The following is a 658-nucleotide window of genomic DNA, read 5'->3' as shown; positions in this document are numbered from 1 at the left end:
CGTCGAACGAGGCCTCAGCGACCCCGCAGGCCCCGTCGGGGCCGGTGGGCTACGTGCAGCGGGTCGGGTCGGCCACCGCGTCGGCGGCGCGGACCACGACCACGCTGACGGTCGGCTCGAGCGGGGTGAAGGCCGGGGACACCTTGGTGGTGTCGCTGCTGCTGTCTTCGACGAGCGTCACCGGTGCCGTGTCGGTCAAGGACAGTGCGGGCAACTCCTATGCGGTGGCTCGTGACGTCAACGACGGTTCTGCCGGTGACCGCGCCGTCACGCTGGTCGCGCTCACGACCATGGCCTTGCCTGCTGGCGCCACGATCGTCGTGACCTACTCCTCCTCCGGGGAAACCCACGTGAGCGTCGACGAGCTCGCCGGCGTGACCGGCATCGACACGAGCGCTGCAGCGACCGGGACCGCGTCCACGTTCAGCTCCGGACCGGCCACCACGACCCAGCCCAGCGAGATCCTGTTCGGGGTCGTCGGCATCGAGTCCGCCACGACCGCACCGGCCTGGGCGGCCGGGTGGAGCGCTCTGCCCAACCTGAGCGTCTCCACCGACTACCTCGCCACCGCCTACCGCGTCACGACCACAACCGGGACCTACACCGCCACCGGCACCAGCGGAGGCCAATGGATGGCAGCCCTCATCGCCCTCAAGAC

The 658-nt window shown here is 70.7% G+C and carries 1 protein-coding gene; it reads left to right on the top strand.

From position 1 onward, the window contains the following. On the top strand, positions 1–658 hold a 658-nt coding region (locus N865_RS23160; RefSeq protein WP_169735780.1), incomplete at both ends, for a hypothetical protein.

The sequence above is a fragment of the Intrasporangium oryzae NRRL B-24470 genome (assembly GCF_000576595.1).
GTDB lineage: Bacteria > Actinomycetota > Actinomycetes > Actinomycetales > Dermatophilaceae > Intrasporangium_C > Intrasporangium_C oryzae.
This window is presented reverse-complemented; position numbering and strand designations above follow the sequence as displayed.